The sequence below is a fragment of the Streptomyces sp. NPDC041205 genome (assembly GCF_055591765.1).
Genome location: NZ_JBVIZH010000002.1, coordinates 675,127 through 693,008, shown reverse-complemented (window position 1 = coordinate 693,008; position 17,882 = coordinate 675,127). Strand labels below are relative to the sequence as shown.

Here is a 17,882-nt window from a genome sequence, read left to right as displayed (position 1 = left end):
CGGCCCGCGGGTCAGGCGGCGAGCTTCTGCTTCACCTGGGCCAGCGAGGGGTTGGTCAGCGTCGAGCCGTCCGGGAAGAGAACGGTGGGAACCGTCTGGTTGCCGCCGTTCGCCTTCTCCACGAAGGCAGCGGAGTCCGGGTCCTGCTCGATGTTGATCTCTTCGTACGTGATGCCCTCGCGGTCCATCTGGCTCTTCAGCCTGCGGCAGTAGCCGCACCACGTGGTGCTGTACATCGTCACAGTGCCCGGCATGTCTCTCGCGCTCCTTAAGCCTCGGGGTGCGTCACCGCACGTCGTGTGCGTAGCCGCACTGAGTCGAACGTACGCGACCCGGTCACCATTCCCGCATTAGTACGACTGCGAGCACCCCCCTGTGGACAACCGGCGCTGCCGTCTCGTGGGACCTGGCAGCATGGCGGGGTGACATCAGCAACGCACTCCACCCTCTTCCCGCGGGTCCCGGACACCGCCGACGCGGTGCTCGACGGGCTCGACCCGGAGCAGCGCGAGGTCGCCACCGCCCTGCACGGGCCGGTGTGCGTGCTCGCGGGCGCGGGCACGGGCAAGACCCGCGCCATCACGCACCGCATCGCCTATGGAGTGCGGGCCGGGATCCTCCAGCCCACCAGCGTGCTCGCCGTCACCTTCACCAACCGCGCGGCCGGGGAGATGCGCGGCCGTCTGCGCCAGCTCGGCGCCACCGGCGTCCAGGCGCGCACGTTCCACTCCGCCGCCCTGCGCCAGCTCCAGTACTTCTGGCCGAAGGCCGTCGGCGGCTCGCTGCCCCGCCTCGTCGAGCGCAAGGTCCAGCTCGTCGCCGAGGCGGCGGCGGCCTGCCGCGTCCGCCTCGACCGCAACGAGCTGCGCGATGTCACCGGCGAGATCGAGTGGTCCAAGGTCACCCAGACCGTCCCCGCGGACTACGCGGCCGTCGCGGCCAAGTCCGGCCGCGACACCCCCCGCGACCCGGCCGAGATCTCCCAGCTCTACGCGGCGTACGAGGACCTCAAGCGCGACCGCGCGGTCATCGACTTCGAGGACGTCCTGCTCCTGGCCGTCGGCATCCTCCAGGACCGCCACGACATCGCCGAACAGGTCCGCTCCCAGTACCAGCACTTCGTGGTCGACGAGTACCAGGACGTGAGTCCCCTCCAGCAGCGCCTCCTGGAGCTGTGGCTCGGTGACCGCGACAACCTCTGCGTCGTCGGCGACGCCAGCCAGACCATCTACTCCTTCACCGGCGCGACCCCCGACCACCTGCTGAACTTCCGCACCCGCCACCCGGGCGCCACCCTCGTCAAGCTCGTCCGGGACTACCGCTCGACGCCCCAGGTCGTCCACCTCGCCAACGGCCTGCTCGCCCAGGCCGTCGGCCGCGCCGCCGACCACCGCCTCGAACTGGTCTCGCAGCGCGAGCGCGGCACCGACCCCGTCTACACGGAGTACGCGGACGAGCCCGCCGAGGCCGAAGGCGCCGCCCGCCGCATCCGCGCCCTGATCGCCGACGGCGTCCCCGCGGGCGAGATCGCGATCCTGTTCCGCACGAACTCCCAGTCGGAGATCTACGAACAGGCCCTGGCCGACCTGGGCATCCCCTACCTGCTGCGCGGGGCGGAGCGCTTCTTCGAGCGCACCGAGGTCCGCGAGGCGGGCGCGGCCCTGCGCGGCGCCGCCCGCTTCGGCGCCAACGACACCCTCCTGGACGACATGGTCGACCTGCCCTCGCAGGTGCGGGCCGTGCTGTCCACCAAGGGCTGGACGACCCAGGCGCCCGCGGGCTCCGGCGCGGTCCGCGACCGCTGGGAGTCCCTGGCCGCCCTGGTGCGCCTCGCGGAGGACTTCGCCGCCGCCCGGCCCGACGCCACCCTGGCCGACCTCGTGGCCGAGCTGGACGAGCGCGCCGCCGCGCAGCACGCGCCCACCGTCGAGGGCGTCACCCTCGCCTCCCTGCACGCGGCGAAGGGCCTGGAGTGGGACGCCGTGTTCCTGGTGGGCCTGGCCGAGGGCATGATGCCGATCACGTACGCCAAGACCGACGAGCAGGTCGAGGAGGAGCGCAGGCTCCTGTACGTGGGCGTGACCCGCGCCCGTGTCCACCTCTCCCTGTCCTGGGCCCTCTCGCGGTCCCCGGGGGGCCGGCCGGGCCGCCGGGCCAGCCGCTTCCTCGACGGCCTGCGCCCCGGCTCGGGCACGGCCGCCGGGGCGCGCGCGGCGGGCGGCCCCGGCGGCATCGAGCGCGGTACCGGCCGCGGTGGTGAGCCCGGCGAGGCCGGAGCGCCCAGGGAGCGCCGCCGCGGCAGCCGCAGCCCCGCTCGCTGCCGCGTCTGCGGCCGCACCCTCACCGACGCCGGTGAGATGAAGCTCATGCGCTGCGAGGACTGCCCGTCGGACATGGACGAAGGGCTCTACGAGCGGCTCCTCGAGTGGAGATCGGGCCAGGCGCGGCGCCTCGGCCAGCCCCCGTTCTGCGTGTTCACGGACAAAACCTTGATCGCCATCGCGGAGGCCGTGCCGGAGGACGAGGGCGAGCTGGCCCGCATCCCGGGCGTCGTCGTCCGCAAGCTGCGTCACTTCGGCGCCGACGTCCTTGCTATCTGTGCAGGTCAGGAGCTTGCGGAGGACGACGAGGCGAACTGATTCAAACTCGTCGAAAAAATAGTTTGCGCATGCGCAAGGAAGACCCATAGGTTCTTAAGCACGGGAACGGCGGCTTCTCCGAAGCCCTGGTCCCGTGCTGTACTTGTCAGTCCGAGGAACGGTTTCGGCCGCTCCCCTAGACGCCGAGAGGAGGCGATTCCAGTGATCAGCAACAACAAGAGCTTCATCAGCACCGTCAAAATGACCGATCGCTCGGTCGTCGCTTCCTGCCTGCTCGGCTTCTCGAACCAGGGCACCGGTCTGTCCGTCGGCAATGCCGCTCTGTCTCTCGGCACCGCCGCCGTGCGTCCGACCGCCCCCGCCCTGCCTCTGTCGGGTCTTGAGATCCGTGAGGGCAATGAGCGACCGACCAAGGCACCGGAAGCAGTAGCGACGGCACAGGCACACGCCTATGTCTTCGCGGCAGCCGGTGCCGGATTCCGGAACAAGACGACGCAGCAGCAGCACCACACGATGTGGGCCTTCCGTGGGCTCGAACCCTGGAGTGATCCAGTCTGATCTCGATCAGACCGGCGCCTTCAGGGCCGCGGAACCCCACCCGGGATCCGCGGCCCTTCTGTTTTCCCCAAAACCGGGAGAACAGAGCGAAGGGGCTGAGCAAGACCCGGTACCAGCCGCCAACCGGCCGACCCAGGCCGGCACGACCAGACGAGGAAAAACCACCGTGCAACTCGAAGCGCACGCCCCGTCCGTACCGCCTTCAGACACTCTCCCGCCGCCCGCACCCACGGAGGACCCGACCTTGACTCCCCTCACCGCGCTCACCGCGCTCGACGACGCCATCGAGAACCTCGGCGTACCCGTCCCCTGCCGTGCCTACGACCCGGAGGTCTTCTTCGCCGAGTCCCCGGCCGACGTCGAGTACGCCAAGTCCCTCTGCCGTACCTGCCCGCTGATGGAGGCCTGCCTGGCCGGCGCCAAGGAGCGGCGTGAGCCGTGGGGCGTCTGGGGCGGCGAGCTGTTCGTCCAGGGCGTGGTCGTGGCCCGCAAGCGGCCGCGTGGCCGTCCGCGGAAGAACCCGGTCGTGGCATGAGTACCGCCGGAACGATCGATCGCCCCGTGACGCACGACCCCAAGAAGCAGGCCCCGATGAAGGCACCCACGAGCGAGCCCACCGGCTCCGCCACCCCAGACTTCACCACCACCGGCGCGACTGGCTCGCGCCAGAACAGGACCCGCGAAATGCAACTCATCCCAGAAGCCCTGGCCCGTGCGCATATGCACGAACGCCTGCGTGAGGCCGAAGAGCACCGCCCGGCCGCGCGCCTGATCGCGGCCCGCCGCATGCAGCGCCGCGCCGAGCGCGCGTCCCTGCGCGCGAGGCGTGCCCTCGCCATCGCGGTCATGCAGTAGTTCCCACGAAGCTCAAGGCACAGACGAAGCTCCCGGTGAGCTTCACGGAAGTACCCCGCGGGGGCCGGTCCGAACGGACCGGCCCCCGCGGTGCGTTGTGCGCACCGATCCTCCGTGGCGGCGATAAGGTCACCGCGTGGACCAGCAGCCTCCTGAACCTGCGGACGCCGGGCACGACGTCAGGAACGACATCGAGAACGTCGTGTGCTCCCGCTGCGGCACGGTCGCCGACGGCCGGCCCCCGACATGGATCTGCTCCGTGGAGAACGGCGCCCGGCACTACTTCTGCGACGCCTGCTCCCGGGACAACATCCGGGCGATCGAGGGGCGACTCGACTCCGCTTGGTGGTGAGCCGCGCCCGTTGGTGGTGAGCCGCCCTCGTTGGTGGTGAGCCGCCCTCGGCCCGACAGTGGGCCGGCCTGCCCGGGCGTCAGCCCCGGCGCGCCGCCACGTGGTGCTGGTACCCGAGATCGACGGCCTGCGGCACCGCACCTCCCGCGGCGCGCAGCGCGCCCAGCAGATCCGGAAGCTGCGGCGGCCACAGCGGCTCGGGGGAGTCGGCCAGCTCCCGCGGTGTCCACCAGCGCCAGCGCAGGATGCCGTCCTCGGCGTGCGCGGCGGCGGCCTCGCTCGTGGGCGGGCGGCGTGGCCCGCGGGCCAGGTAGATGTGCTCGTGCTGCCGCACCGGCACACCCGCACGGGTGAAGTCGTGCTCCCACGTACACAGCAGGGCCTCCGGCCGCACATCCGTCCAGCCGGTCTCCTCGCGCAGTTCACGCAGCACGCCTTCGCGCGGCGCCTCGTCCGGCTCCAGGCCACCACCGGGCATGGCCCAGTGGACTCCCACTTCCTCGTTGTCGTACCCGAAGAGGAAGACCGCGTCGTCCGGCGCGATCACCGCGACCCGCGCCGCGCGACGGGGCGTTCTGCGCACGATCACGCCTCCGCCGCCTCCTCGACACCGTCGTCCGCAAGGCCGTCCGCCAAGTCGGCCTCCTCCCCGTCGTCCTGGGCGACGAACCCCGGCAGCCACTCCTCCAGCTCTTCCCGCATCCGCACCGTCGCGCCCAGCTGACAGAGGACACCGATGGTGCTGAGCGTCACGCGGTGGATCAGGAGATACGACGGCGGGAGGTTCAGCCGCTTGCCCAACTGGTGGGCGGGGGAGCGGGGGTCGGCCACTCGGGCCGCCTGGCTGCGCATCCAGCCGCGGGTGAAGGTGAACTCCTCCGCCACCGCCGGCTCGATGATCGGGAGCAGATAGTCCAGGACGGCCTCCGGCTCCAGGTCGACCGTCTCCTTGACGAAGCCCTCCTCGCGCAGCATGTCGTAGACCGCGTCCGCCTCGCCTTCGACGGTCATCCGCAGCGAGTCGCCTATCGTCGGGGGCAGTCCACCAGGCAGCCGGTCCACCGTGCCGAAGTCCAGCACGCCGAGCCGCCATTCGCCCTTCTCGCCGGTCAGCAGCCGGAAGTTGCCCGGGTGCGGGTCGGCGTGCAGCAGGCCCGTGCGGGCCGGGCCGGAGAAGAGGAAGCGCGTCAGGAGCTGGCCGGCGCGGTTCTTCTGCTCCTGCGTCCCCTCCGCGATCACCTCCGACAGCGGCACCCCGTCCATCCACTCCGTCACCAGGACCTGCTCGCTCTGGTGGACCACGTCCGGCACCACGACATCAGGGTCGTCCGCGAACTCCTCGGCGTGGGCGCGCTGTGCCTGTGCCTCCAGGCCGTAGTCCAGCTCCTCGGAGACGCGGTCGCGCAGCTCGGCGATGAGCGGCTTGATGTCCATGCCCGGGATCAATGGGCCGAGGACCCGTGCGAAGCGGCTCAGTTGGTTCAGGTCCGAGAGCAGCGCCTCGCCCGCGCCCGGATACTGCACCTTCACCGCGACATCGCGCCCGTCCTCCCACACCGCCCGGTGCACCTGGCCGATCGAGGCCGCCGCCGCGGGCTTGTCCTCGAACTCCTGGAAACGCTCGCGCCAGTCCGCGCCGAGCCGCTCCGCGAGCACCGCGTGCACCGTGCGCGTCGGCATCGGCGGCGCCGCTTCCTGAAGCTTCGTCAGCGCCGCCCGATAGGGCCCCGCCACCTCCTCCGGGAGCGCCGACTCGAAGACGGACAGCGCCTGCCCGAACTTCATGGCGCCGCCCTTCAGCTCGCCGAGGACCTTGAACAGTTGCTCCGCCGTGCGCTGTTGCAGCTCCCGGCCGACGATCTCCGCCGACTTGCCGCCGATCCGTTTGCCGAGCCCCCAGGTCGCCCGCCCGGCGAAGCCGAGCGGCAGCGCGGCCAGCTTGGCGGTACGGGTGACCGCCTTCCGGGGAAGATCAGACATGCGCCCCTCCAAATCCCAGACAGCCGCGCCCTTTCAGGCGGTTACTCGGCCATTGTCTCGTGCGGCTCTCGTTCCACGGAGGTGTGCTCCCCCTTTACTTGCTCACCCGCCCCACAGGGGCACGAACGGTGCGCCCGCGTGCGGTGTCTGCGCCAGTCGAAGCCGGGCGTCGAGGCCTCCCAACGCACCCCCGCGAGGTCCGGCTCCGCCCCGTCCAGAAAGGCCAGTGCGTGCGCCGCGGCCAGTCCCGCGACGGTCGTCGAAAGGGCCAGGTCACAGGCCGGGACCTGGCGGCGACGGCCCGAGCGCCACTGGGCCAGCATCCGCGGCCAGGCCGCGTCGGCGTCGGCGCGGTCCAGGGCGAGGCAGCCGGCGCAGGCGGTCGTGCCGGGCAGGACCAGGGGACCGACCACGCCTGTGCCCTCGATCACCCCGGCGTACAGATGCGGGGTCCCCGCGGCGATCAGGGCTTCGGCGGCGGCCGGGTCGGGGGCGAAGGCGTCCAGGCCGTCGCGCGGGGCGAGGACGATCAGGGACCAGGCGCGCTCGCCGTCGCTCCGGTCCTCGGGGTGGCGAGGCGGTCGCCCGGGAGCCGCGCGCCGTGCGGCCGTTCTCGCGGCGGCGTCCCTTCGCTGGCCCACGGAATCCGGTGGCACCCCGCCCGGAGCGACGTCCCACGGCTCGACGCAGCCGCCGTCCATCACGTCGACCTCGCCGATCCCCGCCCCGGACAGGACCGAGGCGACGACCGCGCCCACCCGGCCGGCACCCCGGACGCACACGCGGGTGGCCCGGCGCGCGGCCATCGTGCGGATGCCCTGGTTCGGCTCCGGGGTGACGACGGACAGGGCCGCGAGGTCCGGGCGCAGCCGGTCCATGACGTCCGTGCGGGCACGCAGGGCGTCGGCCGCCCGGCCCCCGCCTGTCGCGTCGTCGAGCAGTCCGGCCCGGGCCAGCCGGTGCAGGAGCCGGTCCACATGGCCGTCCGGCAGTCCTATCCGCTGTCCTTCCGCGCGCAGCAGTGGCAGCCCGCGCGTCCCGTCCAGGAGGGTGAGGAAGCTGCCCGTCGCGGTGTCCACGGGGCCGAGGACCCGGGCATGTGCCCTCGTCGCCCCGAACTGGACGGTGTTCAGATCGCGCCAGCCCCGGCGCAGGCTCGGTTTCAGGATCGGATGCATGGTTCGGCCCCCCGTCGGTCCGGCCGGACGTCGTGCTCGTCGCCGTCCGGCCGCTCGATTGCCAGAATGCCCGGCTCGGCCCGGCCGTGCGCGCGGTTGTCCACAGGCGGTGAGTACTTGTCGTACTAATGCAGCGCATGGGGAGTGGATCGGGACCGAACCGTCCCGGAGGCGGGACTTCCCCCACGCCAAGCGGGTAACGTCGTGGCGTGCCCGCCGACCCACTGCATCGCGGAAGCCCACAGCGCAGCGCGACCAGCCCGCCGCCATCCGGCTCGGCGGCGAGCGCGGTCGAGGTGCGAAGGAGCGCCCGCCGCCGCAGAACGGTCTCGGCGTACCGGGAGGGCGACCGGACGGTCGTCCTCATCCCCGCCCGGATGTCCGAGGCGGAGGAGCAGCGCTGGGTGGGCGTCATGCTGGACAAGCTGGCGGCGCAGGAGAGCAAGCGGGTTCTGGGCGACAGCGAGCTGTCCGAGCGGGCCCAGCGGCTGTCCGAGCAGTTCTTCGAGGGTCGGGCCCGGCCCAGCTCCGTGCGCTGGGTGACGAACCAGAACACCAGATGGGGCTCGTGCACGCCGTCGGAGGGCAGCATCCGGCTCTCCCACCGGCTGCAGGGCATGCCCGAGTACGTGGTGGACTACGTACTGCTCCATGAGCTGGCGCACCTCCTCGTGCCCGGGCACGGGCCGCGGTTCTGGCGCCTCCTGGACGCGTATCCGCGCACCGAGCGGGCCCGGGGCTACCTCGAAGGGGTGGTCGCGGCGGACCGGCTGCCGCATCTTCCGGCCGCCCGCGAGGAGTGAGGGGCGCCTGGTGCGCCGGTTGTGTACCGGGTCTGTACCGACGTCGTCCACTGTCGGACGGAGCGGTTAGCCTGGCGCGACGCAACCACTCGGGATGGGGGACGGTCGTTACGTATGGCCAGGGAATTCCAACGCGGCCACAAGGCCAAGATCAGTGACCTCACCGCGGGGACCGATCTGTACGTAGGCGTGCACATCGCTGCCCCAGGGGTGACCTTCGACATCAGCTGCTTCGGCCTCGACGCGAGTGAGCGGCTGTCGGACGACCGTTACTTCATCTTCTTCAACCAGCCGAAGTCTCCGGAGGAGTCGCTTCAGCTCCTCGGTGCCCAGGCCGGTGACGACGAGTCCTTCCGCGTCACGCTGGACCGGATCCCGCCGCAGATCCAGAAGCTGTCGTTCACCGCGGCGATCGACGGCGCCGGGCAGATGTCGCAGCTCGCCTCCGGGTACATCCGGATCGTGGCCGGCGGCGAGGAAGTGGCCCGGTACTCCTTCGACGGCTCGGAGTTCTCCACCGAGCGTGCCCTGATGCTGGGCGACTTCTACCTGAAGGACGTCTGGCGCTTCGCCGCGATCGGACAGGGCTTCGACGGCGGTCTCGACGCGCTGATCAGGAACTTCGGCGGCGAGGTCGCCGAGGAGGAGCCCGCGGCGCCCCAGCCGCAGGCCGCCCCCGGCTTCGCGCCCCCCGCCGGCGGTGGCGCGCCCCCCGCCGCCGCGGCACCGCCCGCGTTCGGCGCGCCCGCGGGTCCCGCCACGCCGCCCCCGGCACCCGTCCCGGCCCCGGCGCCCGACCCCGCGCCCGCCCAGCACTTCGCGCCCCCCGGCGGCGCCACGCCGCCGCCCGCCCCGGCCCCCGCCGACCCCTCGGTGCACGCCGCGCAGACCATCGTCGCGCCGCTCAACCAGCCGGGCGGCACCGTGCCGCCCCCGCAGGCCCCGGGCCCGTACGGCCAGCCGGGCCAGCCACCGCAGTTCGGCCAGACACCGCCCCCGCCGCCGGGCTACGGCCAGCAGCCGTCCGCACCCCTGCCGCCCGGCTACGGCCAGCCCGCAGCACCGCCCTCGCCGGGCTATGACCAGCAGCAGCCGTCGGCACCCCTGCCGCCGGGCTACGGCCAGCAGGCCGCCGCGCCCGCGCCGCCCGGCTACGGCCAGCCGCCGCAGGCACCGATGCCCGGCCAGATCCCCGGGCAGGCCCCGGCCCCATTCGGCCAGGCCGCCCCGGGCGGAGCCCCGCAGGGTGCCCCGCAGGCCGCCGGTGTGGCCGCCGCGCTCCAGAAGTACCGCGAGGCGGGCACGGGACAGCGCTGGACGCAGCAGAACGAGAAGCTGGTCCGGGTCGACCTCGGCATCGGCGACCAGCCGGTGCTCGCCCGCCAGGGCAGCATGGTCCTGTACCAGGGCAAGGTCGAGTTCGGCTACAAGGGCGCGGGCTTCCAGGGCCGCGTCGTCGGCAACGCGACCGGCCAGGAGATGCAGCTCATGCGCTGCTCCGGACGCGGCCAGGTCTTCCTCGCGGAGGAAGGCACGCATCTGCACCCCATCGAGCTCCAGGGCGACGCGATCTGCGTCTCCGCCGAGAACGTCCTCGCCTTCGACGAGTCCCTCCAGCACGAGGTGCGTCGTATCGAGGGCCACGGGATCCCCGGTGGCGCGCTGTTCGTCATGCAGTTCCAGGGGACCGGCACGGTCGTCGTGAAGACGCACGGCATGCCCGTCGTGCTGCCGGTCACGCCGACGACGTTCGCCGACTGTCACGCCGTGGTCGCGTGGTCGGCGGCGGCCCAGGCCATCGTCTCCAGCCAGGTGAGGCTGCGCGGCAACGCCTCCGCGGGCTCCACGGGGGAGAGCGTGAACCTCCAGTTCCGTGGCGCGCCCGGCAATTTCATCGTCGTCCAGCCGTTCGAGGTCTGAGGGAGCCCGTCATGAACCAGCAGCTCGCGGGCTTTGCCCCGGCACCTGTCGCCGCCCGCATGGAGAACCACGGCCACCACATGGTCAAGGTCGCCATGCAGACCGGGAACGACCTCCTCGCGCGCGTGGGGTCGATGGTCGCCTACGAAGGCTTCGTGCAGTACGAGCCGAACCCGCCCGCCGTCCGCCAGATCGCGCGCGACTGGATCACCGGCGAGGGCGCCCCTCTGATGAAGTGCTCCGGAGACGGCCTGCTCTACCTCGCCGACTACGGAGCCGATGTCGTCGTCATCAACCTGGCGGGCGACTCGCTGTCCGTGAACGGCACCAACCTGCTCGCCTTCGACGCGAGCCTCCAGTGGGGTGTCGAGCGGGTCAAGGGCCTGGCGAAGTTCGCCGGGCAGGGCCTGTGGAACATCAAGGTCTCCGGCCAGGGCTGGGTGGCGCTGACCTCCCGCGGCACGCCGATCGTCGTCGACTGCGGCCGCGGCGAGGACGAGACGTACGTGGACCCGGACGCGCTGATCGCCTGGTCGCCGAACCTGAAGGTGAAGGGCAAGCGCAGCTTCAGGGCCGGCTCCCTGATCGGGCGCGGCAGCGGCGAGGCCTACCAGATGGGCTTCTCCGGAGAGGGCATCGTCGTCGTACAGCCCAGTGAGGACAGCACCGACCGCCTCCGGATCCGGAGCTGAGGGGGAGCAACACACCATGCAGAGCTCGCTTTTCGCGCACGCTGAGCAACAGACTCAGGAGCGCTACTCCGTCCAGAACCCGCAGCTCCTGCGGGTTGCCCTCGAGGGCCACGACGACGTGCTCGCCCGCAAGGGCTCGATGGTCGCCTACCAGGGGCTCATCGAGTTCGACGCCGAGTTCCAGAGCCGGGGCCAGCAGCGCGCCCGCGCGCACACCGGCGAGGGCCTGGACCTGATGCGCTGCCACGGGCAGGGCACCGTCTACCTCGCGAACCTCGCGCAGTACATCCACCTGGTGGACGTGGACCAGGACGGCCTGACGGTGGACAGCGCCTATGTCCTCGCCATGGACTCGTCCCTCACCCACCAGGTCATCGCCGTGGACAGCCAGTACGGCATCTCCGGCTCCGGGAAGTACCAGCTCAACATCACCGGGCGCGGCAAGGTCGCCCTGATGACGTCGGGCCAGCCGCTGATGCTCCAGGTCACCCCGGACCGGTACGTCAACGCCGACGCGGACGCGATCGTCGCCTGGTCCAACGGGCTGCGGGTGCAGATGCAGGCCCAGACGCACTCCTCGGGCGTCTGGCGGCGCCGCGGCAACACCGGCGAGGGCTGGGAGCTCAGCTTCATGGGGCAGGGCTACGCCCTCGTCCAGCCCAGCGAGATGCTGCCGCCGCAGCACGCCAACATCGGCCAGGGCGCGCGTGCCCAGTTCGGCATGGGGCAGCAGGGCGCCCGGGGGCAGAACCAGGGCAACGTCTGGAACTGATGCCCCCGAAGGGCATGCGTAAGGGGCGGTCGCCATGGCGACCGCCCCTTACTGACGTCTCACCACTGATGTCTCAGCCGCTGTTTCAGCGCCGCGTCACAGCCGCGCGCGCGTGGCCCGCACCAGGCGTACGACGGACTCGTCGGCCACGTCCGCCACCTCGTCGTACGCGAACCAGCGCAGGTCCAGGGACTCGTCGCTGATCGCCTCGGTGGCGTCCGCCGGGGCCAGGGCGGCGTACTGCACGTCCAGGTGCTGGGTGCACGGGCCGGGGATCGGGTGCCTGTCCAGGCGGATCGGACCGCCCGCCAGGAGCGTCAGACCGGGGATGCCGGACTCCTCCGTCGCCTCCCGCAGCGCGGCCCCGGCCAGCGTCGTGTCGCCCGGCTCGCAGTGGCCGCCCATCTGGAGCCACATCCGCAGCTTCTTGTGCAGCGTGAGCAGCACGCGCCCGCGCGCCGGGTCGACGACCAGGGCACTGGCGGTCACGTGCCCGTCCGTGCAGGCCTTCCACAGGCCGTCCTCGGGGCGCGCCGACAGGTGGTCCAGGTAGTACTGGCGCAGCTCGTCCTGGGCTGCGTCCTGGTCGTCCCGGCCGTCGTATGCCTTCAGTACGAGAACCGCGTCGTCGTGCAGGCTCACTTGCTGTCGTCGTCCTTGCCCTCGCCGGAGCCGCCGTCCGCCGGGCCGCCGTCCTCGGCGTCGCCCTTCTTGAGGTCCGGCTTGCCGGACGTGCCGCCGCTCGCCGCCTCGCCGAGCATCTTGTCCAGCTCGGAGAAGTCCAGCTGCTCGCGGTGCACGAAGCCGTCCGGGTCGTCCAGGTCCGAGGCCGTCGGCAGCATGTCCGGGTGGGCCCACAGGCCGTCGCGGCCGTCCACACCGCGCGCGTCCGTGAGCGAGGCCCACAGGCGCGAGGCGTCCCGCAGACGGCGGGGGCGCAGCTCCAGGCCGATCAGGGTGGCGAAGGTCTGCTCGGCGGGGCCGCCGGTGGCACGGCGCCTGCGCAGCGTCTCGCGCAGCGCGTCCGCGGACGTCAGGCGGGGCTTGGCCGCCGCGTGCACGACCGCGTCCACCCAGCCCTCGACGAGCGCGAGAGCGGTCTCCAGGCGGGCGAGGGCGGCCTTCTGCTCGGCCGTGTCCTCGGGCTGGAACATGCCCTGCTGGAGCGCTTCCTGGAGCTGCTCCGGGTTCTGCGGGTCGAACTGGCCGACGACGTCCTCCAGCTTGGAGGTGTCGACCTTGATCCCGCGCGCGTACCCCTCGACGGCGCCGAACAGATGCGAGCGCAGCCACGGCACGTGCGCAAAGAGCCGCTGGTGGGCGGCCTCGCGGAGGGCCAGATACAGGCGCACCTCCTCCATCGGCACGCCCAGGTCCTTGCCGAACGCCTCCACGTTCACCGGCAGGAGCGCGGCCTTGCCCGCGGGGCCGAGGGGCAGGCCGATGTCCGTGGAGCCGACGACCTCGCCCGCGAGGACGCCGACGGCCTGGCCGATCTGCTGGCCGAACATGGCGCCGCCCATGGAGCGCATCATGCCGATCAGCGGGCCCGCCATGGCCTGCATCTCGTCCGGCAGGACGTCGCCCATGGCGAGGCCGACCCGCTCGGCGACCGGGTCGACGAGCTCCTTCCAGGCCGGGAGGGTCGCCTCGACCCACTCGGCGCGGCTCCAGGCGACGGCGCTGCCCGCGCCCGACGGCAGGGACGTCGCGTCGTCCAGCCACAGGTCCGCCAGGCGCACGGCCTCCTCGACCGAGGAGCGCTCGGCGGGGCCGACACTCGCGTCCTTGGTGCCGTCAGGGGTGCCCTGCGAGACGGTCTGGCGGGCGATGTCCTTGGCCATGTCCCAGTTCACGGGACCACCCTCGTACGACAGCATCTGGCCGAGCTGCTGGAACGCGGCCCCCAGGTCGTTCGGATTCATCGATCCGAACATCGCGGCGAAGGGGTTGTCACCCCCCGCGCCGCCCGCTCCCAGCGGCCCGAAGCCGAACGGGTTGGCAGGGCCACCGGAACCCTGTCCCCCTCCGGGGGTGTCCTTCTTCTTGCCCTCGTCGCCGTTCTCCGGCTCCTCCGGCGGAAGGCCGAATCCGAATGGGGTGTCACTCACGGGGTTCCTCGGCTCGTAAGGCCACCGGATCTTGGGTCCGGCGGCGGCTGCCCGACAACACCACCCAGCGTAGACACCGCGGCGGGTTCGGGCCTCGGTGCTCCGCCGCCCCGGGGGCTGCGGCAGGATGGTGCCACCTGGTACGTACGCGTCAGTTTGCGTCTGTACTGAAGACAACCGCTGGAGACGCCCGGTGAGTTCCCCAGATCCACAGGTTCGCGCAGCGCGAAACCCCGAAGACCCGACGCCGCCCGAGGCTGGCGGAGGGCCGGACGCCGAGGCGGCGGGGGAGACGCCGCCCGCGGTGGTGCCGCTGCGCGACGGCTCCTCGTCCGCCTCCGCGCGCGGTCCCGTCGTCGCCGTCACCGGCGCGGCCGCCGGCGTGGGCGCGCAGCTCACCGAGCGCCTGGCCGCGTCCGACGAGATCAAGCAGGTCGTGGCCATCGACGAGCGCCGCGGTGAGTGCGCGCGGGCGCAGTGGCACATCCTCGACGTCCGCGACCCTGCCATCGCCGAGAAGCTGCGCGGCGTGGACGTCGTCGTGCACCTGGCGCTCGATCTCGACCTGGAGACCGACGGCGCCGCCCGCACCGCGTACAACGTGCGCGGCACGCAGACCGTCCTCACCGCGGCCGCCGCCGCGGGTGTGCACCGGGTCGTCCTGTGCACCTCGGCGATGGTCTACGGAGCGCTCTCCGACAACGAACTGCCCCTCTCCGAAGACGCCGAATTGCGGGCGACCGCGGAGGCGACGGGCGTCGGTGACCTTCTGGAGATCGAGCGGCTCGCCCGCCGCGCGCCGCGCGCGCATCCCGGTCTGAACGTCACCGTGGTGCGGCCCGCGATCCTCGTCGGCGGCACCGACACGGCGCTGACCAGGTACTTCGAGTCGCCGCGGCTTCTGGTGGTGGCCGGGTCGCGGCCCGCGTGGCAGTTCTGCCACGTCGACGATCTGTGCAGCGCGTTGGAGTACGCCGTCGTGGAGAAGGTCGACGGGGATCTGGCCGTCGGGTGCGACGGGTGGCTGGAGCAGGAGGAGGTCGAGGAGCTGAGCGGGATCCGGCGCATGGAGCTGCCGTCCGCCGTCGCTCTCGGAGCCGCCGCCCGGCTCCACCGGATCGGGCTCACGCCGTCCCCGGCGGGGGATCTCGCCTACACGATGTACCCGTGGGTCGTCAGCGTCAGTCGGCTGCACGACGCCGGGTGGCGGCCGCAGTGGACCAACGAGGAGGTCCTCGCGGAGCTCCTCGACGAGGTCGCCGGGCGGCGGACCGTCGCCGGGCGCCGGCTCGGGCGCAAGGACGCCACGGCTGCGGGGGCCGCGGGCGCGACGGTCGCCCTGTTGGGTACGGCTGCCTTGGTGCGGCGGGCGCGGAAGGCTCGGCGGCGGCTTTAGCGTCCCGCCGGGGGCGGGGCTCGCTGCTGTAGGGACGTCCAAGTGGTGGGTGCCGGTGCCGGGGGAAAACGCTATTCCTGGATGTCAGTGGTGTGCGGCACGATGGGGGCATGGCGCGTAACCCGATGGACCACCCCGGTGAGCAGGCTGGTGCCGAGCCGATTCGGCTGCTGGCGATCCGGGACACCCCGCTCTCGCTCGACGAGGTCTTCCAGGCCGTCGGGGACGACTCCGCGGGTGGGACGGCGCTGTTCGTCGGGACGGTGCGCGACCACGACGGCGGCGCGGACGTCGACGAGCTGGGGTACTCCAGCCACCCCAGCGCCGAGGCCGAGCTGCGCCGGGTGGCAGAGAAGGTCGTCGCCGACTTCCCCGTGCGCGCCCTGGCCGCGGTGCACCGGGTCGGTGACCTCGCCGTGGGAGACCTCGCGGTCGTGGTCGCGGTGTCCTGCCCGCACCGGGCCGAGGCCTTCGCGGCCTGCCGCAAGCTGATCGACGACCTCAAGCACGAGGTGCCGATCTGGAAGCACCAGCGGTTCTCCGATGGCCGGGAAGAGTGGGTGGGGGCTTAGGGCAGGGGAGCTCCGGTTGCGTAACCCGACCCCTGCCGTGAGCGTTGACGGAGCGGATGGTTAATCTGCTGATCAGTCAGTTTTGGTCGCTCATGGGGTCGGGAGGTCGACATGGCGTCGCTTGCCTGGTTGCTGATTCCGCTTCTGGCGGCGGTCGGTGCCGGTCTGTGGGCCGGTTGGGCCAACCGGAACCGCAAGAGCGGCAGGACCGGTGACATCAGCGAGCTGAACGGCTACGCCGCGTTCCGCGAGGCGATGGAGAAGTCCCACTCGGGCTCCGACACCCCTGCCTGATCCCGTACGGACGCCCCGGGGATGCACCCACAGGACCGTCCCGTACTGTCGTTCCATGCCACGCCGCACTGCGACGATGCTCGCCTCCACCCTGATGCTGATCGCGCTGCTCTGCGCCGGAGTGCTCATCAAAGTGCCGTACTCGGAGATGTCGCCGGGGCCGACCGTGAACACCCTGGGGGACCACGACGGCGAGCCGGTGCTGCAGATCTCGGGCCGTAAGACGTACCCGACGAGCGGTCACCTGAACATGACGACGGTCAGGGTGACCAGCGCCGACTACAAGATGAACCTCCCGGAGGCCGTGTACGGCTGGCTGGCGCACGACAACATCGTCGTGCCGCACGACACCCTGTACCCGAACGGCAAGACCGAGCAGCAGTCGACGCAGGAGAACGCGGAGGAGTTCAGCCAGTCCCAGGAGAGCGCCAAGGTCGCCGCCCTGAAGGAACTGAAGATCCCCGTGAAGTCGCAGGTGGTCGTCTCCACCGTCTACAAGGACAGCCCGGCCGAGGGCAGGCTGCACGCCGGTGACGTCATCAGGAGCGTCGACGGCAAGCCCGTGAAGGAGTTCACGGACGTCGCCGAGCTCGTCAGGAAGCACAAGCCGGGCGAGCAGGTCGTGTTCGGGATCGTCCCCGTCAAGGAGGCGGCCGCCGCGGAGAAGGCCGACAAGCGCCCCGCCGCGACCGAGGAAGTGAAGATCACCACGACGAAGGCCGATGACGACCCCAAGGTCGCGATGGTCGGCATCAAGGCCGGGACCGACCACACGTACCCGTTCACCATCGACATCAAGCTCGCCGACGTGGGCGGACCCAGCGCCGGGCTGATGTTCGCCCTCGGCATCGTCGACAAGCTCACGCCGGGCGACCTCACCGGCGGCAAGTTCGTCGCCGGCACCGGCACCATCGAGGACAACGGCAAGGTCGGCCCGATCGGCGGCATCGAGATGAAGACCGTCGGCGCGCGCGACAAGGGCGCCGAGTACTTCCTGACGCCGAAGGACAACTGCGCGTCCGCCGCGAGCGACGTCCCCGACGGGCTCACGCTGGTCAAGGTGGACACCATCAAGGACGCCGTGAAGTCGCTCAAGGCCATCAGCAAGGGCGACACCGCCGACCTGCCGAAGTGCACCACGAAGGGCTGATCCGACGGCAGTGGCCGGGGCGGCGGACGCCGGCCCCGGCCACGTAGTACGGGAAGTAGTACGGGAAAAGGATCAGGAAGCTACTCCGCGAAGGTCGCCGCCAGCGCCTCCGCGAGCCCCGGCACCAGGTCCGAGCCCGTGAGGACGTCCGTCGCCGCGTCCTTCTCACGCAGCCGCAGAGCCGACTCGCGGGCGCCGTCACGCAGCACCGCGACGGTCATGCGGACCTCCTGGCGCTCGGGGTGCTTGGCGACCCACTTCGCGAGCTGCTTCTCGCTCATGCCCTCCGGAACGGACGCCTCCGCGGACGGCGGGAGCATCAGGCGCTCCACGCTCAGAGCGCAGCCGGCGACCGAGTCGGGCCAGGCGATGGTGCCGAGGAACTCGTCGAGCGGGGAGCCCGCGGGCAGCTCCTCCTGCTCGATGGGGGTCAGGGGCGCGGCGGCCGCGGCGTCGGCAAGGCCGAGGCGGTCCGCCAGGGTCGGCTCCTGCACACGGAGCCGGGCGGTGTCGACGAGCGCGAAGAGCCGTGCGGGCTGATCCCAGCCGAGACCGGCCACATAGTCGTCGATTTCGAGCACTGCGCGGGTGAGGGGACTCGCGGCCATCGGTGGGCCGGAGGAGGAAACGTTGGGCATGCCCAATATCC

Annotated in this window: 20 protein-coding genes; 13 read left to right on the top strand and 7 right to left on the bottom strand. The window is 71.8% G+C overall.

The annotated features are described in order from the left end of the window. Positions 1-11: 11 nt before the first annotated feature. Positions 12-254, bottom strand: coding sequence for a mycoredoxin (locus tag ACZ6BG_RS10090; protein WP_380857533.1), 243 nt, complete (start codon positions 252-254; stop codon positions 12-14). Positions 255-341: 87 nt separating this feature from the next. On the opposite strand from ACZ6BG_RS10090, the gene ACZ6BG_RS10085 reads away from it, so the two are divergent. From ACZ6BG_RS10085 to ACZ6BG_RS10065, 5 genes are all read left to right on the top strand, one after another. Next, positions 342-2,639: an ATP-dependent DNA helicase UvrD2 gene (locus ACZ6BG_RS10085; RefSeq protein ID WP_469000179.1), complete on the top strand. Its 2,298-nt coding sequence runs from the start codon at positions 342-344 to the stop codon at positions 2,637-2,639. Between the two features lie 162 nt (positions 2,640-2,801). Further along, positions 2,802-3,158: a hypothetical protein gene (locus ACZ6BG_RS10080; protein WP_468451550.1), complete on the top strand. Its 357-nt coding sequence runs from the start codon at positions 2,802-2,804 to the stop codon at positions 3,156-3,158. Between the two features lie 166 nt (positions 3,159-3,324). Beyond that, complete coding sequence (locus ACZ6BG_RS10075; protein WP_030359819.1) at positions 3,325-3,693, top strand: WhiB family transcriptional regulator; 369 nt, start codon at positions 3,325-3,327, stop codon at positions 3,691-3,693. After that, on the top strand, positions 3,690-4,013 hold the full coding sequence (locus ACZ6BG_RS10070) for a hypothetical protein (protein ID WP_468999324.1): 324 nt from the start codon (positions 3,690-3,692) through the stop codon (positions 4,011-4,013). The genes ACZ6BG_RS10075 and ACZ6BG_RS10070 overlap by 4 nt, the downstream gene beginning before the upstream one ends. Before the next feature lie 136 nt (positions 4,014-4,149). Then, positions 4,150-4,365, top strand: a complete 216-nt coding sequence (locus ACZ6BG_RS10065; protein ID WP_468999321.1) for a hypothetical protein — start codon at positions 4,150-4,152, stop codon at positions 4,363-4,365. Positions 4,366-4,444: 79 nt separating this feature from the next. Here the strand turns inward: ACZ6BG_RS10065 and ACZ6BG_RS10060 are convergent, their stop codons facing one another. From ACZ6BG_RS10060 to ACZ6BG_RS10050, 3 genes are read right to left on the bottom strand one after another with little or no spacing between them, the layout of a single operon-like run. Continuing rightward, complete coding sequence (locus tag ACZ6BG_RS10060) at positions 4,445-4,954, bottom strand: NUDIX hydrolase (RefSeq protein WP_468999318.1); 510 nt, start codon at positions 4,952-4,954, stop codon at positions 4,445-4,447. Further along, positions 4,951-6,345, bottom strand: coding sequence for an ABC1 kinase family protein (locus ACZ6BG_RS10055; protein ID WP_468999316.1), 1,395 nt, complete (start codon positions 6,343-6,345; stop codon positions 4,951-4,953). The genes ACZ6BG_RS10060 and ACZ6BG_RS10055 overlap by 4 nt, the downstream gene beginning before the upstream one ends. Before the next feature lie 41 nt (positions 6,346-6,386). Further along, positions 6,387-7,523: a TOMM precursor leader peptide-binding protein gene (locus tag ACZ6BG_RS10050; protein ID WP_468999312.1), complete on the bottom strand. Its 1,137-nt coding sequence runs from the start codon at positions 7,521-7,523 to the stop codon at positions 6,387-6,389. Positions 7,524-7,732: 209 nt separating this feature from the next. Between ACZ6BG_RS10050 and ACZ6BG_RS10045 the strand changes: the two genes are divergently transcribed. The 4 genes from ACZ6BG_RS10045 (at position 7,733) to ACZ6BG_RS10030 (ending at position 11,710) form a co-directional block, all read left to right on the top strand. After that, entirely contained in the window at positions 7,733-8,326 is a 594-nt protein-coding gene (locus tag ACZ6BG_RS10045; RefSeq protein WP_468999309.1) for a M48 metallopeptidase family protein, read from the top strand. Positions 8,327-8,440: 114 nt separating this feature from the next. Continuing rightward, complete coding sequence (locus ACZ6BG_RS10040) at positions 8,441-10,246, top strand: TerD family protein (RefSeq protein ID WP_468999307.1); 1,806 nt, start codon at positions 8,441-8,443, stop codon at positions 10,244-10,246. 11 nt (positions 10,247-10,257) lie between these two features. Beyond that, entirely contained in the window at positions 10,258-10,938 is a 681-nt protein-coding gene (locus ACZ6BG_RS10035; protein WP_058849678.1) for an AIM24 family protein, read from the top strand. A 16-nt stretch (positions 10,939-10,954) separates the two neighbouring features. Further along, complete coding sequence (locus tag ACZ6BG_RS10030; protein ID WP_030359827.1) at positions 10,955-11,710, top strand: AIM24 family protein; 756 nt, start codon at positions 10,955-10,957, stop codon at positions 11,708-11,710. 96 nt (positions 11,711-11,806) lie between these two features. Here the strand turns inward: ACZ6BG_RS10030 and ACZ6BG_RS10025 are convergent, their stop codons facing one another. Further along, entirely contained in the window at positions 11,807-12,352 is a 546-nt protein-coding gene (locus ACZ6BG_RS10025; RefSeq protein WP_468999304.1) for an NUDIX hydrolase, read from the bottom strand. Then, positions 12,349-13,821: a zinc-dependent metalloprotease gene (locus ACZ6BG_RS10020; protein WP_468999302.1), complete on the bottom strand. Its 1,473-nt coding sequence runs from the start codon at positions 13,819-13,821 to the stop codon at positions 12,349-12,351. The genes ACZ6BG_RS10025 and ACZ6BG_RS10020 overlap by 4 nt, the downstream gene beginning before the upstream one ends. Before the next feature lie 304 nt (positions 13,822-14,125). Here ACZ6BG_RS10020 and ACZ6BG_RS10015 point away from each other — a divergent pair, with 304 nt between their 5' ends. The 4 genes from ACZ6BG_RS10015 to ACZ6BG_RS10000 all read left to right on the top strand — a co-directional run bounded on the left by ACZ6BG_RS10015 (position 14,126) and on the right by ACZ6BG_RS10000 (position 17,233). Continuing rightward, on the top strand, positions 14,126-15,217 hold the full coding sequence (locus tag ACZ6BG_RS10015) for an SDR family oxidoreductase (RefSeq protein ID WP_468999301.1): 1,092 nt from the start codon (positions 14,126-14,128) through the stop codon (positions 15,215-15,217). A 110-nt stretch (positions 15,218-15,327) separates the two neighbouring features. Further along, positions 15,328-15,789 (top strand): molybdenum cofactor biosynthesis protein MoaE, encoded by a 462-nt coding sequence (locus ACZ6BG_RS10010; protein ID WP_468999299.1) that lies wholly within the window; start codon positions 15,328-15,330, stop codon positions 15,787-15,789. 111 nt (positions 15,790-15,900) lie between these two features. Further along, positions 15,901-16,083 (top strand): hypothetical protein, encoded by a 183-nt coding sequence (locus tag ACZ6BG_RS10005; RefSeq protein WP_289946054.1) that lies wholly within the window; start codon positions 15,901-15,903, stop codon positions 16,081-16,083. A 55-nt stretch (positions 16,084-16,138) separates the two neighbouring features. After that, positions 16,139-17,233 (top strand): YlbL family protein, encoded by a 1,095-nt coding sequence (locus ACZ6BG_RS10000; protein ID WP_468999297.1) that lies wholly within the window; start codon positions 16,139-16,141, stop codon positions 17,231-17,233. Positions 17,234-17,313: 80 nt separating this feature from the next. Here the strand turns inward: ACZ6BG_RS10000 and ACZ6BG_RS09995 are convergent, their stop codons facing one another. Beyond that, positions 17,314-17,871, bottom strand: coding sequence for a PPA1309 family protein (locus tag ACZ6BG_RS09995; protein WP_468451577.1), 558 nt, complete (start codon positions 17,869-17,871; stop codon positions 17,314-17,316). Between the last annotated feature and the right edge of the window lie 11 nt (positions 17,872-17,882).